Source organism: Paenibacillus borealis (assembly GCF_000758665.1).
Taxonomy (GTDB): Bacteria; Bacillota; Bacilli; order Paenibacillales; family Paenibacillaceae; genus Paenibacillus_AQ; species Paenibacillus_AQ borealis.
Map to the genome: position 1 here is coordinate 1,692,137 of NZ_CP009285.1, position 18,838 is coordinate 1,710,974.

Annotated in this window: 17 protein-coding genes; 8 read left to right on the forward strand and 9 right to left on the reverse strand. The window is 53.1% G+C overall.

All coding sequences use genetic code 11. The features are described 5' to 3' along the window. Positions 1–208 precede the first annotated feature (208 nt). On the forward strand, positions 209–1,492 hold the full coding sequence (locus PBOR_RS07250) for a glycosyltransferase family 4 protein (RefSeq protein WP_042211096.1): 1,284 nt from the start codon (positions 209–211) through the stop codon (positions 1,490–1,492). Positions 1,493–1,956: 464 nt separating this feature from the next. After that, entirely contained in the window at positions 1,957–2,679 is a 723-nt protein-coding gene (locus PBOR_RS07255; RefSeq protein WP_042211097.1) for a DsbA family oxidoreductase, read from the forward strand. Positions 2,680–3,055: 376 nt separating this feature from the next. Here the strand turns inward: PBOR_RS07255 and PBOR_RS07260 are convergent, their stop codons facing one another. The 4 genes from PBOR_RS07260 to PBOR_RS07275 form a co-directional block, all read right to left on the reverse strand. Then, complete coding sequence (locus PBOR_RS07260) at positions 3,056–4,702, reverse strand: oleate hydratase (protein WP_425415531.1); 1,647 nt, start codon at positions 4,700–4,702, stop codon at positions 3,056–3,058. Between the two features lie 124 nt (positions 4,703–4,826). After that, a complete protein-coding gene (locus PBOR_RS07265) occupies positions 4,827–5,396 on the reverse strand; it encodes a TetR-like C-terminal domain-containing protein (RefSeq protein WP_042219063.1) in 570 nt (189 codons plus the stop codon). 64 nt (positions 5,397–5,460) lie between these two features. Further along, a complete protein-coding gene (locus PBOR_RS07270) occupies positions 5,461–5,856 on the reverse strand; it encodes a hypothetical protein (protein WP_042211099.1) in 396 nt (131 codons plus the stop codon). Positions 5,857–5,880: 24 nt separating this feature from the next. After that, entirely contained in the window at positions 5,881–6,396 is a 516-nt protein-coding gene (locus tag PBOR_RS07275) for a hypothetical protein (protein WP_042211100.1), read from the reverse strand. A gap of 296 nt (positions 6,397–6,692) precedes the next feature. Here PBOR_RS07275 and PBOR_RS07280 point away from each other — a divergent pair, with 296 nt between their 5' ends. The 5 genes from PBOR_RS07280 (at position 6,693) to PBOR_RS07300 (ending at position 11,096) form a co-directional block, all read left to right on the forward strand. Next, a complete protein-coding gene (locus tag PBOR_RS07280) occupies positions 6,693–7,358 on the forward strand; it encodes an amino acid ABC transporter permease (RefSeq protein ID WP_042219065.1) in 666 nt (221 codons plus the stop codon). Further along, entirely contained in the window at positions 7,339–8,016 is a 678-nt protein-coding gene (locus tag PBOR_RS07285; protein ID WP_042211101.1) for an amino acid ABC transporter permease, read from the forward strand. The genes PBOR_RS07280 and PBOR_RS07285 overlap by 20 nt, the downstream gene beginning before the upstream one ends. A gap of 22 nt (positions 8,017–8,038) precedes the next feature. After that, positions 8,039–8,785, forward strand: coding sequence for an amino acid ABC transporter ATP-binding protein (locus PBOR_RS07290; RefSeq protein WP_042211102.1), 747 nt, complete (start codon positions 8,039–8,041; stop codon positions 8,783–8,785). 29 nt (positions 8,786–8,814) lie between these two features. Further along, on the forward strand, positions 8,815–9,696 hold the full coding sequence (locus PBOR_RS07295) for a transporter substrate-binding domain-containing protein (RefSeq protein ID WP_042211103.1): 882 nt from the start codon (positions 8,815–8,817) through the stop codon (positions 9,694–9,696). Between the two features lie 194 nt (positions 9,697–9,890). Further along, positions 9,891–11,096 carry a threonine synthase gene (locus PBOR_RS07300; protein ID WP_042211104.1) on the forward strand — a complete coding sequence of 402 codons (1,206 nt, stop codon included), beginning with the start codon at positions 9,891–9,893 and terminating at the stop codon, positions 11,094–11,096. A 455-nt stretch (positions 11,097–11,551) separates the two neighbouring features. On the opposite strand, the gene PBOR_RS07305 is transcribed toward PBOR_RS07300, so the two are convergent. The 5 genes from PBOR_RS07305 to PBOR_RS07320 all read right to left on the reverse strand — a co-directional run bounded on the left by PBOR_RS07305 (position 11,552) and on the right by PBOR_RS07320 (position 16,821). Next, positions 11,552–12,592 carry an RluA family pseudouridine synthase gene (locus tag PBOR_RS07305; RefSeq protein WP_081971943.1) on the reverse strand — a complete coding sequence of 347 codons (1,041 nt, stop codon included), beginning with the start codon at positions 12,590–12,592 and terminating at the stop codon, positions 11,552–11,554. Between the two features lie 82 nt (positions 12,593–12,674). Continuing rightward, positions 12,675–12,860, reverse strand: a complete 186-nt coding sequence (locus tag PBOR_RS36860) for a CLC_0170 family protein (RefSeq protein WP_157763993.1) — start codon at positions 12,858–12,860, stop codon at positions 12,675–12,677. A gap of 43 nt (positions 12,861–12,903) precedes the next feature. Further along, on the reverse strand, positions 12,904–14,127 hold the full coding sequence (locus tag PBOR_RS07310) for a Ger(x)C family spore germination protein (protein ID WP_042211105.1): 1,224 nt from the start codon (positions 14,125–14,127) through the stop codon (positions 12,904–12,906). Then, a complete protein-coding gene (locus PBOR_RS07315; protein ID WP_042211106.1) occupies positions 14,124–15,224 on the reverse strand; it encodes a GerAB/ArcD/ProY family transporter in 1,101 nt (366 codons plus the stop codon). Before PBOR_RS07315 ends, PBOR_RS07310 begins: the two co-directional genes overlap by 4 nt. Further along, complete coding sequence (locus tag PBOR_RS07320) at positions 15,172–16,821, reverse strand: spore germination protein (protein WP_081971945.1); 1,650 nt, start codon at positions 16,819–16,821, stop codon at positions 15,172–15,174. The genes PBOR_RS07315 and PBOR_RS07320 overlap by 53 nt, the downstream gene beginning before the upstream one ends. A 188-nt stretch (positions 16,822–17,009) precedes the next feature. Between PBOR_RS07320 and recQ the strand changes: the two genes are divergently transcribed. Continuing rightward, positions 17,010–18,836, forward strand: a complete 1,827-nt coding sequence (recQ, locus tag PBOR_RS07325; protein ID WP_042211107.1) for a DNA helicase RecQ — start codon at positions 17,010–17,012, stop codon at positions 18,834–18,836. Positions 18,837–18,838 lie beyond the last annotated feature (2 nt).

Genomic DNA, 18,838 nt, shown 5'->3' on the forward strand with positions numbered 1-18,838 from the left:
AAAGTACGTGTTAATCTAATTTTACTCCCCCTTTTGTAGGCCGTATATACCACTTTGGTTTACTTTTATTTAGCACAGTTGCGCTTATAATAGTATTAATTTCAGAATGTATATGCTTACAAAACTTAAGCGTAAGCTTCCGAAGCTAGTTTTGTACGAAGTAACATCTGAAGAAGCAACGCTTACAAAACTTTTAGGAGGGGACGTTATGCATGTCGGAATCTTTATGCATACCAATTACTTTGAAGATTTCTTCGTAAAGGGTCTGGGTCTCAGTGAAGAGGAATATGTACATTCGTATCATAACGATTTTTCTTTCGACTATGCGCGTCTTCTGCAAACTAAGGGAATCCGCACAACCATCTACAATTTCACCAGAACCGGGAGTGAGGTCCGCACCTATCAGCATGGAATCGTGGATTGTACGATTAAGTTTATCCCGGTCGGCATGCTGTATAAGTGGTATTCGGTCATTCCCTTATCCCACCGGACACCGATCGGCAAATTTGTCTCCCAATATGTATCCACGATTCAGAGAGACCTGTGTGATATTCTGCGCGGGGACGGAATCAGCCTGATCTATGCCCAGGAATATGCTTCCGGACGCTTTGAGCGCCTGGCAGCAGCTGCGAAGAAGCTGAACATCCCGATCATTGCCGCTTATCACGGGGGCAGTATACATAAGTGGATTCTGCCGATCAAGAAGCATACGCTTCATAAGGCAGCATTCATGACTACACTTAATGAAGATGAGCAGAAGAGCATGGTGCGCCACTTTCCGCATCTGGAGGGGAGGATCAGGCTGCTGCCGAATTTCGTAAACTCGGAAATCTTTTACCGCCGGGATAAGAATGAGGCGCTGGCGGCACTGGGACTGGACCCCGGCTGCAGATATATCATTACCGTCGGACGGCTGTTTGAGCATCAGAAAGGGCATTCGCTGCTGGTGCAGGCTGTAGAGCAGCTGAAGCAGCATCCGGATCTCCGGATTCTGGTTGCCGGCGGCGGGCCGGATGAACAGAGTCTGAAGGACCTGATTCGGGCCAAAGGACTGGAGGACCGCTTCATTATGCTTGGCACCATCCGCAATAAGGATATGCTGGCCAGCTATTACAGCGTCTCCGAGCTGTTTGTGCTGCCTTCGCGTTATGAAGGGCTGCCGCTGGTTATCCTGGAAGCCGGGGCATGCGGTCTCCCGACAGTCGCTTTTAATGTGATGGGGGTCAGAGGCCTGGTGCGTCACGGGGAGAGTGGACTGCTCGCAGAGGGGCTTAGTCCGGATGAACTTGCTGCGTCTCTTGACCGGCTGCTCGTGAATCCGGATATGTGCAGGGAGATGGGGGCAGCTGCGCTGCAGATCGTCCGCTCCGATTATTCTGAGGAGATCATCGGAGCCCGACTCTACAATCTGCTGCAGGAGAGTTTGGGGCTTGATCCGTCCGCACCGCTCTTCGGTGACGGGTATGCTCCGGAATTAACGGCCCCTTTGTAAAGGGGGCTTATTGCCTGAACAGTTGCGACTGAGGATAGGCCTAAGAACAGCGGCATAAGTGCCCTGCACACCGCATCAAAAGCAGCTTGGTGCGGAGCAGGGCAACTTATGGAATAGCTGGCGCCGTGTTTCAGCGCCGGAGTTTCTCCATCAGCATATCGCCGATATACTGAGCAAGTGAATACATAAATAGCTACGCCGTAAGCGCGGTACATAACCGATCTGCGTATTATCCGCCCTCCCCCTCTTGAAAATGCCGCTCATCTCCACTATATAAACCTGTCTTCTAATCACTTTCTAAATAACGGAATGATCCGTGAGCATGGGCAGAACGCCATTTGCTGTCCCGGCAGAAAGTTTGTTTGTAATTTTCGGTTTTTAACTATATAATAGTAAGTGACATGCGAAACGTCAATTTATAGTATTGCATTTTTTGCATCCATTACATTTCAGGAGGAATTCCCGTGAGAATAGATATATGGTCTGATTATGCCTGCCCGTTCTGTTATATCGGCAAAAGACGGCTGGAGCACGCGCTGAGCCAATTCCCGGACCGTGACAAGGTAGAGGTCGTATTCCGCAGCTTCCAGCTGGATCCGAATGCGCGCACCGATGAAACGAGAGATATTCACGAGATTCTGGCTGCCAAATATGGCATGACCCGTGACAAGGCTAAAGCTACGAATGCGCAGCTTGCCGAACAGGCGCAGGGTGTAGGCCTTGAGTTCAACTTTGATACGGTCCAGTCGACCAATACGTTTGACGGCCACCGCTTAAGCCATTTCGCTGCTACCAAGGGAAAAGCCCCACAAATGACCGAACGGCTGCTGCGTGCCTATTTCACCGATTCGCTGAATCTCGGTGACCGCAAGGTGCTGGCTGAGCTGGCCGCAGAGGTCGGACTCGATCAGGCTGAAGTTACTGCGGTGCTGGAGAGCGATGCTTATCGTGATCAGGTGAATGCAGATATTGATGCGGCCCGGCTGCTGAATATCACCGGCGTGCCGTTCTTCGTCTTCAACAACAAATACGCGGTGTCCGGCGCACAGCCGGGTCCGGTATTCACTGAAGTTCTGGACACCGTATGGGCTGAAGAGCAGAATACTCCTGTGCTTCAGGTAGTCGGCAAGCCGCAGTCCAAGGCAGCAGATGCTGACGGCTGTGATGACGACTCCTGCAGCATCTGAGGAGGAGTCTTGTGAGCTAGGCTGGATCCTGCGTCCGCAGTAAATAGAGCGCCCAAGCCGGGCAAAAGCACAGCATTTCCGGTAAATAAGATCGCTGGTGTCCGTTACGCCGCTGCGAACGGCAGCTTTTCACGAATTAAGAGCTCTGGTGTCCGCATGGCTTAGATTCCAGCAGCTATCCGGCCCGCTGCGGATTGCAGCAAGCTGCCCGCCAGGCTAACAACACGGCAGCACATAAATAAGCCGCTGCATGGAATTTCCATGCAGCGGCTTATTTCGATTGTAAGATGTGCAGATCAGTCAGCTTTCACCCGGCATCACCGGCAGCAGCCCGCTTCCCTGTCCGGCCAGCAACCCCGGACACTCGGCGAGTCTGTTATCTGAACGAAGTCACCAGGCTCGATAACAGCGTGCGCACATCATGCTGGTATTCCTTGATCGGCTCGACCGGACGGTTTATGCCGAACAGGGTGTAGACGGCAATTCTGGCTGCACGGACCGAATATTCTTCCGTGAAGACCACATCGTCCGGGATTTCGCAGTATTGGCCGACAAAGGCAAGGTTGGTGGAGCCTTCAGGCACAACCTGCGGCCGGTCGCTGTTCAACCGCGGCATGAACTGGGATGTGATGTACGGCATCATACAAGGGATGCAGTTGGCGGTAGCCATGATTTCTTCCTTATGCGCCTCGAAATGGAGATGGCCAATCAGCTCCTGCATGATCTCTTCGCCGGTACAGTCGCACATTTTCTTGTGCACATAATCGCCGACTTTGTCCGGATACAGTCCGTAACCCCAAAATACTTTGACGTGTTCCGGCTGGTTGCGGAAATGCGGCTGGAAGGCCAGGACGACGGACATCAGCCAGCTGGAGTCCTTGAAGGTCACGAGTGCGCCGGTACCCGCCCGGTTGCGGGTGAAGTCTTCCATCAGGTCGAAGAACTTCGAGTCCTGGAAGGTGACCGTGAAGGATTCCCATTTGGACTCGTCCACATGATCGTCGAAGGACGAAGGATTGCCGAGACCCGGCTTCTTGGCGGCGATGTTCTCCCACAGCTTCCATGAGCTGCCTTTGCCGTTCAGGCGCGGCGCCGAGGTCATCGATCCGAGGCTGGAGCCTTCGGTCATCGATCCGTTTGTGATAATCACACGGTCGCCTTCGTTAATCTCAATTACGTCTTCCACCCCTTGGCGGACGACCTTCATTTTCGTAACCGTAATGCCGTCGCCTTCTTTGAATTCCAGATCAGTTACCGTACATTTTAGCGTGAAATCTACGCCGAACGGCTCCAGATACTGGTGCAGCGGCAGAATAATCGAGTCGTATTGATTGTAAGGGGTGCGGGTTACACCTTCGAGCGTTTGAATTCTCGGGAATTCATGAATGAAGCGGATCATATAGCGTTTCAGCTCCACCGCACTATGCCAAGGCTGGAAGGCGAAGGTGGTCGCCCACATGTACCAGAAGTTGGTGGTGAAGAAATGCGGTCCGAACCAGTCGTTGATCCGTGCTTTACCCATTTTGGCCTCCGGAGTAATGATCAGCTTGCCCAGGGCCAGGCGGTCAGCCATATCGAAGCCCATCGAATTGACGTCCTGAATCTCACCCTTGCTGTCGACCAGGCGGGCCTTGGAGCGGGTTGGATTGGCATCATCGAACTGGGTGATTTCTTCCCGCAGCGTCAACCCCGGCTGATCGATGGATGGAATTGTATTTAGAAGTTCCCATAAGTTCTCATAAGTTTCGTCGTTGAGCATCCGGCCGCCGCGGATCACATAGCCGTGCTCTTCACTGCCTGCACCGTCATTGCTGCCGCCGAGGATCTTCATCTCTTCAATAATGTGAATGTTCTGTCCGGGAAAACCACAGTCTCTGACGAGGTATGCCGCACCCGCAAGTGATGCAATTCCGCCGCCGACAAAATACACCTGCTCGTTACCGTACTCTTTTTTCACTGATTGTCGCCTCCATAGGTTTGCTTGATTGCTGTACCTGACCCGAGTGTAATATAGGCCCGTTATGGAAGGTATCATCAAAAGTCCGCGAGTGTATAAAATTTGGTCATATGGTGCAAAGTGTATAGTTTTTGGACAGGGAAATACCCCCGAAACATATTATTTCATTAAAAAAGCCGCAACCCGGAGGTTACGACGTCGTCTGTTCGTATTTATGCAGCGCCTTGAGGAAGTTCCCTTCGATCAGCACGCTGAGCTTCTCAATCATATGCTTCGGCTGATCCTTCATGCCGTCCCGCATCCACTGAATCACAAGTCCGGTGAAGGCCAGCGTGTAGAAGTTAGCGATAAATTGCTTATCCTCCAGCCTGACCTCCAGCCCGGCGGCCAGCTCGTTGATGACACCCATAATCAGATCATTCGTGACCTCATACAGATAAGCATCAAGATGCGCCCGTCCCAGGGAATCCAGTGTATTGCAGCAGAAAGCCTTGTTGCTCTCGATATAGCAGAAAATCCGGTAAAACCCGTCCGTCCACGTGCTGTAGCTGCGGTACTGTGCAATGCTCTCTACCGCCTCCGTCTTGTAGATCCAGCCCAGGAGGTCGAAGATATCCTGAAAATGATAATAAAAGGTCTGCCGGTTCACACCGCAGTCGTCGACCAGGTGCTTGACGGAGATTTTGTTCAGCGGAATATGTGCCATCAGGTCTTTCAGGGAATGCGCTAGTGCATTCTTGGTCAGCAAGGAATTGGACATCAGGGTCATCAGCTCCTCTTGTAATCCTGTATTGGGTGTAGTCCGGCAAAGGACAGCTTCCAGATCAGCGTCTGCGCAAATATTGAACCAGCAGTCTGCTGCCTTCCACAATTAAACCCAGGACGAAACCACCCGCTGTGAACAAGAGAAAAGACAGAAAGCCCGCAAGATCCTCCCAGCCCGACATGTCACGGGAAGTGTAGATGAGCATCAGGCTGATCCCGAGCACAATTCCTGCGGTCGAGAAGACCCATACCAGCCTGGCGCCATACCAGCCGAAGCTGTTAATAATGCCGGAGAGCACGATGGAAAGAGCAGCCCAGCGCAGTAGAATCAGAAGATCGAAGCCCTCGCCGAGCAGCACGAACCGGTGCAGAACCAGCAGCAGCCACACAATCAGCGCGTAACTGATAGACCACCAGAGCCAGCGGCCCGTCCTTGCAGGAGGCAGAAAGTTCATATGCAGTTCACCCCGCCCTAAGAATTATACCTCCTCCAGTTCCCCGGCACTTTGCAGCAGGAACTTCAAAAGGTTCGGAATATCTTCCATCTGTTCTTCGGTGATTTGTCGTTTGAATTGCAATTCGATGCAGTTATTGTACGTATCGCCTTCCTGGCCGTAGCTGAAGCTGAGGGACTGGACAGGCTGGAAATCCGGCCCCCAGATCGTAGACAGAATCTTCTCAATAGCCGGACACTGCACGTTCACATCATCAATCTCCATATAAAAGCGTAATAGAAGAGTGCAGCCGGGATCGCTCCCCGGTGTTTCCAGAATTTCGTCGCCCAGATCCTTCACCGTGGATTGCAGCATAATTTCGGAGGTTACATTATTGCCTTCAGTCAATTTGAACGCGAGACTGAATTCCCGTGACATCAGTGCGAGGTTCAGCAAATCCGACCGGTCCGTCACGACAAGGATTCCATCCAGATTATCATAGTCGTAGATCTGGTTCTCAAAAGCAATTTTAATATTGTCAAAGACAGTAGGATGGAACAAGAGCGGCACCTTCTCACGTTTCTCTGTATTGTACCATGATGCGGAAAAGAGTAAAAATTAAGAAAACATAGTTGACAAGTAGGCATTATGTGAATAAGATGATTACCACAGCATGTGAGGTTTTTGTAAGAATTTTAAATAGTTTGGCAGAATTGTACATAGGGCAATCATATTTGCTCCCTAAAATCCAAAGGCGTCTTAAGCCGCCCATAAAGTGGGGTTTTTACATTTGAATAGTTAGTATTATCTGCGATCACGGGGGATATTTATTTACAGACAAAGGGTTGTGAATGGTTATGAATTTGGATTGGGAGTTTATCGCCGAGAGCCTGCCGCTGTATGGTGACGCGATGTGGCTGACCTTGAAGCTGGCCTTCTGGGCCATTCTGTTCTCGCTGGTGCTGGGCCTGATATTCAGCGTTATCCTGTACTACAAAGTGAAGGGCATCAGCTTCATCATTCAAGCTTATATCGAGCTGTCGAGGAATACCCCGCTGCTGGTACAGCTGTTCTTCCTATACTATGGATTGCCTAAGGTCGGTCTTCGGATGAGCGAGGTCACCTGTGCCATTGTCGGGCTGACCTTCCTGGGGGGAAGTTATATGACCGAGGCTTTCCGCGGCGGAATGGAAGCTGTAAGCAGGACACAGGTGGAGTCGGGACTTAGCATCGGATTATCCCGGACCCAGCTTGCCAGGTATGTTATTCTTCCGCAGGCCTTTGCCATCAGCATTCCTTCACTGGGAGCGAATGTGATCTTCCTGCTCAAGGAAACCTCCATTGTCGGAGCGATCGCCTTAATGGACCTGATGAACGTGGCGAAGGATCTGATCGGCATGCATTACAAAACAGCGGAATCCCTGCTGCTGCTGGTAGCCGCTTATCTCATTCTGGTGCTTCCTCTGTCGGTTGTGCTGAGCTGGCTGGAAAGGAAGGTAAGATATGCAGAATTCGGGGATTGAGGTACTGTTTGAAGGCTCGAACTTCGAGCGTCTGCTCGGTGGTCTGCTGGTTACCATTGAAATTTCGTTTGTTTCCATTGTGATCGGGACGGTACTGGGCATAGTGATGGGGCTGCTGCGGACGCTGAACGTGAAGCTGCTGCAGGCATTGCTGCGGTTGTACCTGGAGGCTTTCCGGATCATACCGATCCTGGTCTGGCTCTACGTTGTGCATTTCAGCTTCACGCCCCTATTAAACATCGACATTAGTGGAGAGACCACCTCCATTCTGGTGTTCAGCCTGTGGGGAGCGGCCGAGATTGGCGACATTGTGCGGGGGGCGCTGCAGTCCATGCCGAAGCATCAGGAGGAATCGGGTGCGGCGCTGGGACTCAGCCGGGTGCAGCTGTACCGGTATATTCTTATTCCTCAGGCTATCCGCAGAATGGTGCCTGGCGCAATTAACCTGGCGACACGGATGATCAAGACCACCTCACTCGTTGTACTGATTGGAGTCATAGAGGTCGTGAAGATCGGGCAGCAGATCATTGAGCTTGGGGTGATCAAAGCGCCAACGGCATCATTTTGGGTGTATGGCTTTATTTTTATCCTGTACTTTGCCGTATGTTTTCCGTTGTCCCGTATTTCCCGGAGAGTGGAACGCAGATGGCAGAACTAGCTGTTAGGAAGGAACGATAATCATGACAAATACCGGCGAACTGTTGCTGGAGGTACAAGGCCTGCAGAAAAGCTTCGGAGAACGGCTGGTGCTAAACGGCATTGATCTGCAGGTGGTCAAAGGGGAAGTAACTGTAATTCTCGGCCCGTCCGGCTGCGGAAAAAGCACGCTCCTGCGATGTCTTAACGGCCTGGAGCCTGTGCAGGGCGGAAGAATCAGCTATAGCGGCCAGGATCTGGCCGGGCCGCAGGTGAATTGGCGGGAAGTGCGGCAGCGCATCGGGATGGTGTTTCAGAATTATGAGCTGTTCCCGCATATGACAGTGCTGGACAACATTCTGCTCGGACCTCTCAAGGTGCAGAAGCGGGAGCCGAAAGAAGCGCGGCAGCAGGCAGAACAGCTGCTGGACAGGGTGGGGCTGCTGGACCGCAAGGATGCCTATCCCCGGCAGCTGTCCGGAGGACAGAAGCAGCGGATTGCGATTGTACGGGCGTTATGTATGAACCCCGAGATCATGTTATTCGATGAAGTAACAGCTTCGCTCGATCCTGAAATGGTGCGCGAAGTGCTGGATGTTATTCTAGGGCTTGCCGAACAGGGCATGACGATGATTATCGTGACCCATGAAATGGGCTTTGCCAAGTCTGTAGGTGACCGGATCGTATTTATGGATCAGGGCAGCATTTGTGAGATCGCGGAGCCGCAGCAATTTTTCACCCAACCAGCGACAGAGCGTGCACAGCACTTTCTGGATATATTTCAGTATTAAAAATCATAGAAAACAGGGGATGAAGAGGAATGAGAAAAGGGATGAAATGGGCAGTATCATTTATGGCAGCGGGTTTATTGCTGGTGGGCTTAACCGCTTGCGGTAATTCGGATAACAAGGAGAATAGTGCGGGATCGGCATCCTCCAAGTTTGCTTCCATCGAACAGCTGAAGAAGGACGGCAAGGTCCGGATAGGTGTTTTCGCGGATAAACCGCCATTTGGATATGTGGATGCTGACGGCAAGAACCAGGGATTTGATGTATATATCGCCAAAAGATTTGCTAAGGATCTGCTCGGGGATGAATCCAAGGCAGAATTCGTTCTGGTAGATGCGGCGAGCCGCGTTGCTTACCTGGAGTCGAACAAAGTAGATATCATTATGGCTAACTTCACCGTTACGGATGAAAGAAAAGAAAAAGTGGATTTTGCCAATCCGTATATGAAGCTGTCCTTCGGGATCGTATCTCCTGACAGTGCACCGATTACTTCGATTGACCAGCTGAAGGTGAAAGGCCAGAAGCTTATCGTTGCCAAAGGAACCACGGCTGAAACTTACTTCACCAAGGAGTACCCGGACATTGAGCTGCTGAAATTTGACCAGTACACAGAGATCTTTGCAGCACTTAAAGACGGACGCGGCGCGGCGATTGCCAACGATAACACCGAGCTGATCGCCTGGGCGAAGTCTAATCCCGGCTTCACTGTAAGCATCCCGGCGTTTGGTGGTCAGGATACGATTGCTCCAGCGGTAGCCAAAGGCAATACGGAGCTGCTGAACTGGATCAATACAGAGCTTGAGACTTTGGGCAAAGAGAAGTTCATTCATCAGGCCTATAACGATACATTAAATGAGGTCTATGGAGAAGGTTATACTGACGAGCTGGTAGTCGAAGGCGGCAAGGTAGAGTAAAATCGCCCGTGCGGCTCCGGCATCAGGTCTGAGGAGCAGGAAAGAGATTAGATGCAAAGCTTAAAGGGCACCCCTGCGGGTGTCTTTTTTAGGTGAAAAAAGGATTTCACAGGTTAGTAATAGTGTTAAGCAGACTAATCCTATATACTAAGTTTAAAATGGATTGACAGCCATAATAGAATGGGGAGTGCCGGATGAGTTACAGCTATTTATCACATTTGGAGTGTCCGCAATGCGGAGAACATTATAGCGCTGAGGTCGTGCGCCAGCTCTGTACATGCGGATCGCCGCTGCTGGTGCGTTATGATCTGGAACGATTGAAGACGGAGTGGGTGAAAGAAGAATTGAGCAACCGGAATCCTGACTTATGGCGGTACCATGAGCTGCTTCCGGTAGTGGAGAAGGAGCATGTGGTCACTCTCGGGGAAGGAATGACGCCGCTGCTTGCGCTGCCGCGTCTCGGAGAAGATTATGGCATCTCTACTTTGCTAATGAAGGATGAGAGTCTGGTGCCGAGTGGCAGCTTCAAGGCGCGGGGGGCTGCGGTTGGTGTGTCCAAGGCGAAGGAGCTTGGCGTAACGGGGCTTGCTATGCCGACGAACGGCAATGCCGGAGCGGCATGGGCGCTCTATTCGGCGAGGGCTGGCATTGAGGCAACGATTGTGATGCCGCAGGACGCACCGAAGATTACGCGCAGCGAAGTGGCGCTTGCCGGCGCGAAGCTGTATCTGGTGAACGGCCTGATCAGCGACGCAGGTGCGATCGTGGCCCGGGAGGTGGCGGATAAGGGACTGTATGATGCTTCCACCCTGAAGGAGCCTTACCGCATCGAAGGCAAGAAGACGATGGGGCTGGAGATTGCCGAGCAGCTTGGCTGGGAAATGCCGGATGTCATCCTGTATCCTACCGGAGGCGGAGTCGGATTAATCGGCATTTACAAAGCGCTGCAGGAGCTGCAGGAGCTCGGCTGGGTGCAGGGTCCGCTGCCGCGGCTGGTTGCCGTGCAGGCCGATGGCTGCGCACCGATCGTCAAGGCCTGGGAAGAGAAGGCCGAACGTTCGCAGTTCTGGCCGGATTCCGTCACCGCCGCCTTCGGCATCAATGTGCCTAAGGCGCTGGGCGACTTCCTGGTGCTGAAGGCCGTCTATGAGACGGACGGCGTCGCCATTGCTGTCTCGGATGCAGAGATGAGCACCGAGCAGGAGAAGATCGCCCGGCTGGAAGGCTCGTTCATCTGCCCGGAAGGTGCCGCCGCCTTCGCCGCCGCGCGCAAGCTGGCGCAGTCCGGCTGGATCCAGCCGGAGGACCGGGTGGTCGTGCTGAACACAGGCGCGGGAATTAAGTATCCCGACTCCGTGCAGACCGATCCGCCGCTGCTGGAGATCGGGGAGTTTATCTAAGCCGGATGATTGCGGGAGAGGTGCAAATATCTGTGAATCCGCTGTTCTTTAGCGGCAGAGTGGAGTCTCGTGGGAAGCATGGAGACCATGTAGACATAAATGTTGTACGTTTTGCAACTTTGATCGATGGATAGCCAGGTGATTGCGAGGATTGTTGTATGAAATACAAGAATAATCCTGCTGAGCCGCTTGAATAAGGTGAAATGCTGCAATTTGTACAACAATAGTAGTTTTTGGGCCGGTAGGAGGAGTGGAATGTTGTATTATGTGCAGGATTTCATAGAACGGTGCCCGATCTCTGCCACAGAAAGCGGATGAATCGGGGAGAATTCCCGCAACGACAAATGAGAGGCATAAATGCCTCTCATTTTGCTTATAATTACGCGGATAGCGGATAAAAGTGTCTGGAGCGGACTCGAACTTTAGAATCTGACCTGGAAATTCCACAGACTTAATCAGTTCGTCGGGGCAGGTGCAGTATACTTCAGGAATGTCTTTGGAATCGGACTCTCAAAGGTCAAGACTTCTCCTGTAGTCGGATGAACGAACGAGAGCACACGGGCATGCAGGCCGAGACGGCCCACCGCTTTGGTCTCTGCGCCGTATTTCTTGTCGCCGGCGATCGGATGCCCGATGTCTGACATGTGTACACGGATCTGGTTCTTCCGTCCGGTCTCCAGATGCACTTCCAGCAGGGAGAAATGCCGGTTGGCCTGAATCAGCTTATAGCGGGTTACGGCGTGCAGCCCGTCCCCTTCATGCGGACTGGAGTACATCTTCAGCGTAGAGGTCTCCTTCAGCCATGAACTGATAGTGCCTTCCGGTTTCTTGACTGCGCCTTCCACCAGAGCTACGTAGGAACGTTCCTTGACAGTCTCTTTCCAGCTGTTCTGCAGGGCCTGCTGAATCGGCTCGCTTTTGGCAAACATCATGACTCCAGAGGTATCGCGGTCCAGCCGGTGGACCACAAAGACGCGGTTCTTCGGATTCGTCAGACGCACATGCTCCATCAATTGGCGGTAAGCCGTCAGTTCATTGTCTTCTCCGGTAGCAATCGACAGCAGTCCGGCATCCTTCTGAATGACAATGATATCATCATCCTCATGGACGATGGTCAGTCCGAGCATTTCTTTGGCTTCCGCATGCTTCTCCTGATCAATCGTCACGGTCTGGCCGGGATGGAGCTGATGATTATGCTGGGTTACCGGCTTGCCGTTCACCGAAATCTGTCCCCGGGACAGCATGGATTTGACCGCATTCCGGCCCTTGTTCGTAATTGTCTTCAGCAGATAAGGCAGCAGCTCTGCGGGCTCGGACACCGTATAAGATTTTAACTGAGCCGTTGTTTTGGCAGGTGCCCCGGATCTAGCGCCCGGTTTATGGTTAGGGGTCTTGTTCCCCTGATTTCTGGTTCCTGATTTGGGCTGTGCCTTGGAAGCTGCTGCGGGCTTCACGCCCCGCTTGGAGCCCTCTTTGGGATTTCGTCTTGTATTCATGCCTTCATTCTCCGTCCTGTAATATTGTACTCCTCAATATACCATGGGCCGTGAAGAAATACTACGGAGGGTGCCGGGACAGCTAGACATAAATCACCAGCCCGATAAGGATAGCCAGGGAGATGACGCTGTAGGTCCAGCCCAGAACCAAAGCATATTTTTTCTCGCGTCCCCATCCCCGGCTGCTGTAAATACGGCTGTCAATAGTGAGCAGCAGCAGGGCGGAGATTAACAGAATCATTGCAGTACTTCCTAACACGCGCACCATACGGATCATCCCCTTTTTGAACAAGTGCCAGCCTTACTCGCAGCTACTGGTCTTTAAGTCCGACTCTGCGGATATGAAGGCTCATCTTAATGTCTACGTCAATGCTGCTGTACAGGTTCTCCCAGTCGCTTTTGTCGTGGATATGCTCCTTCCAGTAAGCGGGATGGTGACTGCGGATCATTTCCCCCATGCCAAAAATATCGGAGTGATCTTTCTGGGTTTTCTTAACCAGTCCGGTCAGCACACTCTGAATCTGTTCCTCGAAATCCCGTTCAATCTCACGCAGTTTACCGGATGAGTTAACCGGAATGTTGCTGCCGTAATGCTCATCCAGATCGCCCTCGAGGAATACCTGATAGGACAAATGCGGTTTGCCGTTCTTAATGGTGCTTCGTGTCCGGGTAAAGCGCTCATTAATCTTGGTCATGACGATACCCAGCTCCTTTGTTTTGAAAAGAGTGGAGTATCCGCCGGGGTCCATCCCCTGCATCGCCATAAATCCCCCGATTTCAATCGGTTCAGTCTTGTTGACCAGCTTGCCGCCGCTGAAATAGGCCAGTCCCTTGATCAGGATATTATCTTTGTTCCGCAGGGCGACATAGGGGAGATAGGCGCTTTGCCCCCATTTGGTATGGGCTGACCAGAAGGTGCCGATATAATCGCGCGGGAATTTCCCGGAGGAGACCGATTTCTCCATCATGGATAAAATATAGAGCGTAGGCACGCGCTGCAGCGGCGGATTTACATCCATGAAATCTGAAGCTCTGCCTTCGGATACGAGCAGCCAGGTTCTGCGCCGGATTTCAGGATTGCGACGCAGATAATCATTGAGTTCTTCGAGATTGCCCCGGGCGATATCCTCACTGATGATAATGATCCGCAGATGAACCAGATAACGCGGATCGGCGATCTGCTGCTGCAGATTGTTCATGGCATCGTCGAGCGATATTCCGCGTACGCTGACTACCCATACCGGGCTGACCTTGCCGTCGCTGGAACTCCCGCCGCTGCCGGGGCCAAGGGGGACTCTGCCGGGGACAGCAATCTGTGCGGTGACAGTGATCATTTCTGCCGGCAGATTGTCATTGCGGATATGGGTGACCTTCTCTTCCTGTTGCGCCTCCTCTGCGGACACCTTGTCAATGGACAAACCGAGTACAAGTGCCCGGTCTTCAATCTCAACCTGATCCCAGCATCCGCTGAGCAGAGGGGCGGCGACAGCCAGCAGGATGAATAGGGCGAGGGAACGCGGAAGACATTTGTTCATGAGGAAGCCTCCTTCCCGGTAAGGCGGCGGATCAGGTAGATCAGCCACAGGAGCAGCGGATAACCGAACATCAGAATCATTCCTGCCTCGCCCAGTTGAAGGGACCACCGGTAGGATTCGAATACATTGGAAGGCATCAGGGAGATAATGAACATCAGCGGCAGCAGCATGCTTGAAGTCATCCGCTGGTCGCGGAAGGCAAACAGATTCTGCAGCAGATAAGCCGATATATAATAGGTGGTATATACCGTCGTGTAGACGGAAATGACCCATATAATTATGAAGATAGCATCCAGCCGTTCCAGAAATCCTTCGCCAAATGCTGCCGAGCGGGCCATTTCCAGCGTGGGGTAGATCAGAAGCTTGGTTTCCTCGGCACCAAACATCCCTAATGAGGCGATTACAATCAGCACATAGACGGCGCCGGACATAGTGATAGCCAGGGCTCCCGCGCGGACGGCCTGTTTTGGCTTTTCCATGAAAGGGATAAGTAATACCACTACGAAGGAGCTCTGAAACAGATAGCTGGCATCTCTCACGCCTTTCCAGAATACAGGGGTGGGGGGCATTAGAACAGGCTGCAGATTAAGCAGATCAACACTTTTCAGCGAGATCAGAACCGTGAATGCTATAGAGCCGACAATCAGCGGAAGGTAAAAGAAATGGATATAGGAGAACTTAACGATGTTGCGTCTTGAAGAGAGCAGGCATACGAACAGCATCAGGAAGATCGTCGCTTCGATCGGAGTTTTTTTATACAGTACCGTTGTTGCAACATCTCCAAACTGGCGTACGGTGAGTCCGGTCAACACAATGAACAGGATCAATAGCACTGCTGTGAAGACAGCGGCAAGCGGCCGTCCGATCAGGCGGCGGCTGAAGACGAACAGGGACTCCCGGGGGAAACGCTGGCACAGGGAAACCAGCAGCCAGTAGCTGATAAAAGAGAAAGCCACACCGCAAACCGCGATGAACGGAGCGCTGCTGTTGCCGGCTGCTGTCATATAGCGGGGGAAGCTCAGAATTCCGACACCGATAATTGTGCTACTGATCACGGCTGCTGCGCGCAGCGTTGTGATCTGCCGGGGATTGTTCACTAGGTTCACCTTCCTGCCTGAGAATCTGATCTGTATATATAGAAGGAACACTGCCGGGCAGTCTGTTGTTATCCCTGGTATGCAGGAAGCTCGGACGCCGGCGCATCCACCACAGCGGCACACGGATCAGCGTATCCTTCAGGTCACGCCATTTGCCGGGAATGTAAGGGGACATATACGGAACGCCGAAGGATTCCAGGAACAGCAAATGGTTCAGAATGAGAATCGTACCGATCATTACACCGTACAGACCGAACATTCCGGCCAGTATAATCAGCGGAAATCTGAGCATCCGCAGGGCAATTGCAGCATTATAGGCGGGGGTGGCAAAAGAGCCGATGGTCGTCAGCGCCACAATCACCACGGTAATCGGACTGGCGAGTCCGGCACCTACTGCCGCCTGGCCGATAACGAGAACGCCTACAATGGATAAGGCACCGCCGATCATCTGCGGCAGACGGATCGTAGCTTCACGCAGCACCTCCATGGATACCTCCATGATCAGCACCTCCAGAACCGCGGGGAACGGTACACCCGCTCTTCCGCCCGAGATGGCCACAGCGAAATCTGTAGGCATTAACTCAGGATTGAACGAGATTACAGAAACATATAACGCCGGGAAAAAAAGTGAGAAAGTCAGCGCGATCAGGCGGATGATGCGGATCAGGCTCCCCATAATGAAACGTTCCGTGTAGTCATCCACGGTCTGAAAGAACTGGTTGAACAGAGCCGGGACGATCAGGGCAAAGGGAGAGCCGTCGACAAGGAGGGCCACCCGCCCTTCCAGCAGAGCAGCAACGGTCTTGTCCGGCCGCTCTGTGCTCTGCACCTGCGGGAACGGAGATAAGGGCTGGTCTTCGATGAACTGCTCAATGTACCCGGCATCGAGAATTCCGTCGGTATCAATCATCGAGATTCTACGTAGCGCCTCGGCAACGAGTCCGCTGTCCGCGATGCTCTCGATATAACAGAGTGCCACCCTTGACTGGGTGCGGGTTCCGATCGGACTGATCTCAATCCGGAAATCTGTGCTCTGGAGCCGGTAGCGCAGGAGGGAGAGATTATTCTCCAGCTTCTCCACGTAACCTTCACGGGGCCCGCGGATCACCTGCTCCGTCTGCGGCTGTTCTACGCCGCGCATATCAATCTGGCGCATTTCCATGCGCAGGGCTTGCGGCACACCCTCGATCAGCAGGATCAGCTCACCTTTCACGGCGGCTTCCGGCAGTTCGGAAATATCCGCGGCGGTATTTCCCTGGGTCACTTGGACGGCTGTACTCCAGATATAATGGATCAAGTCAGCCACGGGTTCCGGAATTTCCTGCTGCCCGGCGGGCGGAGCCATCAAAGGTTTCAGCACATGCTCGCGTACCTGCTCCATATTTACAAGTGAAGAGAAGAAGATCATCGCGGCCTGATGCGTTCCGAAAAGCTGGAAATTACGGACCACGAGGTCACCGTTACCGCCAAGCCGGGCCAGCAGCTCCTGCAAATCTCCCTGCAGATTTCCTGTGAGCGGACGTCCTGCCGGCTCCGGCGGAGAAGCCTGCTGCTGCTTGTGTACATAAGAGGCATATTTATCTTTCCAGCCTTGCATAACGGCTACCTCCTCAGCTTGGCAAATTAAACGTATCTCTATAAAGTGTTGCTTGATTGCGTGTTTTTTATGTAAATTTTATGTAACAGGTCCAAAAGGAGTGTTATGATATCTGCTTCAGATGGTTGCTTAAGTGCCCTGTTGCCCGGTAAACTAAAGGTAGAAAGTCTTAAGGAGTTAAGAGAGATATGAAGATGCAAGGATCACTTATGGAACAAGCGCAGGCTGAACTGCAAAAATATTACGGCTACCCCGACTTCCGGGAAGGCCAGAAGAAAATCGTGAACAATCTGCTCGAAGGCCGCGATACGCTGGGCATTCTGCCCACCGGGGGCGGTAAATCGATCTGTTATCAGGTTCCGGCACTGCTGCTGCCGGGGCTTACACTTGTCGTATCCCCGCTGATCTCACTCATGAAGGATCAGGTAGACGCGCTCACCACTGCGGGGATTCCTGCTGCCTATATCAATAGCACGTTGAGCGGCAAGGAAGTAAATGACCGTATCCGCGCCGCCCGCCGGGGTGAGCTGAAGCTGCTCTACGTGGCACCCGAACGGCTGGAGCTGGACTGGTTCCGCCTGGAGATGGCGGGTCTGTCTATCTCCTGTGTTGCCGTCGATGAGGCGCACTGCGTATCACAGTGGGGCCATGATTTCCGCACCAGTTATCTGGCGGTGTCACCGTTTGTGGATGAGCTGCCGCAACGGCCGATTCTGGCCGCATTCACAGCTACCGCTACACCTGAGGTTATGGAGGATATGGTCCGGCTGCTGCGTCTGCGCGATCCGGGCGTGTTCATGACCGGGCTTGGCCGTGATAACCTGGCCATGCAAGTGCTGCGCGGGGAGAACAAACGCGAGTTCGTGCTGGACTACACGGCGCAGCATTCGCATCAGCCGGGAATCGTCTATGCCGCCACCCGCAAAGAGGTGGATGATCTCTATCAGCGGCTGCAGGCGGCGGGAATCGCTGCGGGCCGCTACCATGCCGGAATGAGCGATCAGGAAAGGGCCGAGAGCCAGGAAGGGTTCCTCTATGACGATATCCGTGTCATGGTTGCCACGAATGCTTTTGGGATGGGGATCGACAAATCTAACGTCCGTTATGTCATCCACTATAATATGCCGAAGAACATGGAGGCTTATGTCCAGGAAGCCGGACGTGCCGGGCGTGACGGGGAGCCGAGCGATTGCATCCTGCTCTTCAGTGCGCAGGATATCATGACGCAGAAGTTCCTGATTGAACAGAATCCGCAGGACACGGAGCGCAAAGCCAATGAATACCGCAAGCTGCAGCAGATGATTGATTACTGCTATACCACCCGCTGTCTGCGCAGTGCACAGCTGGATTATTTCGGCGAGAATCATGACGACGATCCGTGCGGCATCTGCAGCTCTTGTACCGATGACCGCCAGCTGGTGGACATGACAGTGGATGCGCAGAAGATCTTCTCCTGCATCCACCGCATGCGTGAACGCTACGGTGTGGCACTGGTATCCTCGGTGCTGAAGGGCTCGCGCAACCAGAAGGTGCTGCAGTACGGCTTCGAGAAGCTGCCGACCCACGGGGCGATGTCCGGCCGCAGCGAGAAAGAGATTACCGAGAGCATCAATGTGCTGATCTCGGAGGGTTATCTGGCCTTGTCCGAAGGCCAGTATCCGGTCGTGCGGCTGCAGCCGCTGGCAGCCGAGGTGCTGCGCGGCCAGCGCGAGGTTCACCAGCGCGTAGCCCGCACGCTTGTCACCTCGGGCACGCGGGACCGCAGCCGCTCGCGCGACATTTCGCCGTCGGCCGTCAACGAGACGGTGTTCGAGCAGCTGCGCCTGATCCGCCGCGAGCTCGCGGGGCGCGAGCATGTGCCGTCCTACATCATCTTCAATGATGCGACGCTGCGCGAGATGAGTGTGGTTTGTCCGCAGACGGAAGCGGAGATGCTGAGGGTGAAGGGTGTCGGCGAAGTGAAATACCGTAAATACGGCAGGGCATTCCTGGAGTTTTTTCAAAATGAAATGTAAAG

Excerpts from the sequence above, each read along its gene's own strand:
- PBOR_RS07250 (WP_042211096.1), top strand. The coding sequence starts at position 209 with ATGCATGTCGGAATCTTTATGCATACCAATTACTTTGAAGATTTCTTC.
- PBOR_RS07265 (WP_042219063.1), bottom strand. The coding sequence starts at position 5,396 with ATGTCCAATTCCTTGCTGACCAAGAATGCACTAGCGCATTCCCTGAAA.
- PBOR_RS07270 (WP_042211099.1), bottom strand. The coding sequence starts at position 5,856 with ATGAACTTTCTGCCTCCTGCAAGGACGGGCCGCTGGCTCTGGTGGTCT.
- PBOR_RS07280 (WP_042219065.1), top strand. The coding sequence starts at position 6,693 with ATGAATTTGGATTGGGAGTTTATCGCCGAGAGCCTGCCGCTGTATGGT.
- PBOR_RS07285 (WP_042211101.1), top strand. The coding sequence starts at position 7,339 with ATGCAGAATTCGGGGATTGAGGTACTGTTTGAAGGCTCGAACTTCGAG.
- PBOR_RS07290 (WP_042211102.1), top strand. The coding sequence starts at position 8,039 with ATGACAAATACCGGCGAACTGTTGCTGGAGGTACAAGGCCTGCAGAAA.
- PBOR_RS07295 (WP_042211103.1), top strand. The coding sequence starts at position 8,815 with ATGAGAAAAGGGATGAAATGGGCAGTATCATTTATGGCAGCGGGTTTA.
- PBOR_RS07300 (WP_042211104.1), top strand. The coding sequence starts at position 9,891 with ATGAGTTACAGCTATTTATCACATTTGGAGTGTCCGCAATGCGGAGAA.
- PBOR_RS07305 (WP_081971943.1), bottom strand. The coding sequence starts at position 12,592 with ATGAATACAAGACGAAATCCCAAAGAGGGCTCCAAGCGGGGCGTGAAG.
- PBOR_RS36860 (WP_157763993.1), bottom strand. The coding sequence starts at position 12,860 with ATGGTGCGCGTGTTAGGAAGTACTGCAATGATTCTGTTAATCTCCGCC.
- PBOR_RS07310 (WP_042211105.1), bottom strand. The coding sequence starts at position 14,127 with ATGAACAAATGTCTTCCGCGTTCCCTCGCCCTATTCATCCTGCTGGCT.
- PBOR_RS07320 (WP_081971945.1), bottom strand. The coding sequence starts at position 16,821 with ATGCAAGGCTGGAAAGATAAATATGCCTCTTATGTACACAAGCAGCAG.
- recQ (WP_042211107.1), top strand. The coding sequence starts at position 17,010 with ATGAAGATGCAAGGATCACTTATGGAACAAGCGCAGGCTGAACTGCAA.